This is a genomic window from Luteibacter sp. P4_E6 (genome assembly GCF_056401535.1).
On record NZ_JBFUJE010000670.1, the window covers coordinates 1 to 1,887 of the forward strand.

At 64.6% G+C, this 1,887-nt stretch carries 1 protein-coding gene; it reads left to right on the plus strand.

Annotation, left to right across the window (positions count from 1 at the left end; translation table 11 throughout):
• Window positions 1-1,887: phosphoenolpyruvate synthase (ppsA, locus tag AC1DT2_RS22200; RefSeq protein WP_477298778.1), on the plus strand; the 1,887-nt coding region annotated here is incomplete at both ends.

The window sequence follows — 1,887 nt, forward strand, 5'->3', positions numbered from 1 at the left end:
GCTTTGCCACCACGGCCGACGCCTTCCAGACCTATCTCGAAAAGAGCGGCCTCGCCAAGCGCATCCAGGAACGCCTGGCCACGCTGGACGTGGACGATGTGGATGAACTGGTCCGTGGCGGCAAGGAGATCCGCGGCTGGATCGTCGATACCGCCCTGCCCGCCGACCTCGAACAGGCCATCCGCGACGCCTACATCAAGCTCTGCAAGGATGCCGGCGCCGACGATATCGCCGTGGCCGTGCGMTCGTCCGCCACGGCGGAAGACCTGCCCGACGCCTCGTTCGCCGGTCAGCAGGAAACCTTCCTCAACGTGGTCGGCATCGACGACGTGCTGCACAAGGTGAAGGAAGTCTTCGCCTCGCTCTATAACGACCGTGCCATCGCTTATCGCGTGCACCAGGGCTTCAAGCACGAGGATGTCTTCCTCTCCGCCGGCGTGCAGCTGATGATCCGCTCGGATGTCGGCGCCTCCGGCGTGCTGTTCACCCTCGACACCGAATCCGGCTTTCGCGACGTCGTCTTCGTCACCGGTTCGTACGGCCTGGGCGAGATGGTGGTCCAGGGCGCCGTGAACCCGGACGAGTTCTACGTATTCAAGCCCACCCTGCGCGAAGGCAAGCCGGCCGTGCTTCGTCGCAGCCTCGGCGCCAAGCAGCAGCGCATGGTGTATTCCGACCAGCCCGGCGAGCGCGTGCGCATCGAGGAGACCCCGGTCGACCTGCGTCACCGCTTCTGCATCGAGGACGCCGATGTCGAGGAACTCTCGCGCCAGGCGCTGATCATCGAGAAGCATTACGGCCGCCCGATGGACATCGAGTGGGCGAAGGACGGCAACACGGGCAAGCTCTACGTCGTCCAGGCGCGCCCGGAGACCGTGAAATCGCGTGCCACTACGACCACGCTCGAGCGCTTTCAGCTCAACGAAAAGGGCAAGGTACTCACCGAAGGTCGCGCCATCGGCCAGAAGATCGGCTCGGGCAAGGCGCGCGTGATCCGCTCCCTGGCCGATATGAGCAAGGTGCAGCCGGGCGACGTACTCGTGGCCGACATGACCGACCCCGACTGGGAGCCGGTAATGAAGCGCGCCGCGGCGATCGTCACCAACCGCGGCGGCCGTACCTGCCACGCGGCGATCATTGCCCGCGAGCTCGGCGTACCGGCGGTCGTCGGCTGCGGTAACGCGCTGGAGACCATTCCGGACGGCGCCGAAGTCACCGTGTCCTGCGCCGAAGGCGATACGGGCACGATCTACGAGGGCCTGCTCAAGTTCGACCGCATCACCGCCGACCTAGGCGCGATGCCCGAGGCGCCGCTCAAGATCATGATGAATGTAGCCAACCCCGAGCGCGCATTCGACTTCGGCATGCTGCCGAACGCCGGCATCGGCCTGGCGCGCCTGGAAATGATCATCGCCAGCCACATCGGCGTGCATCCGAAGGCACTGCTCGAGTACGCCAAGCAGGATCCGGAAACCAAGGCCCGCATCGATGCGCGGATCTACGGCTACAAGGACCCGGTGTCGTTCTATGTCGACCGTCTCGCCGAGGGCATTTCGACCATTGCCGCCTCGGTCTATCCGAAGCCGGTGATCGTGCGCCTGTCCGATTTCAAGTCGAACGAGTACGCCGGCCTGCTCGGTGGTTCGCGTTATGAGCCGCACGAAGAGAACCCGATGATTGGCTACCGCGGCGCCAGCCGTTATGTCGATCCGGGCTTCGCCGATTCGTTCGCGCTCGAGTGCAAGGCCGCCAAGTACGTGCGTGAAACGATGGGCATGACCAATGTGTGGATCATGATTCCCTTCGTGCGCACGCTGGACGAAGGTCGCAAGGTGATCGAGGTGCTGCGCAAGAACGGCCTTGTGCAGGGCGAGAACGACCTGAAGG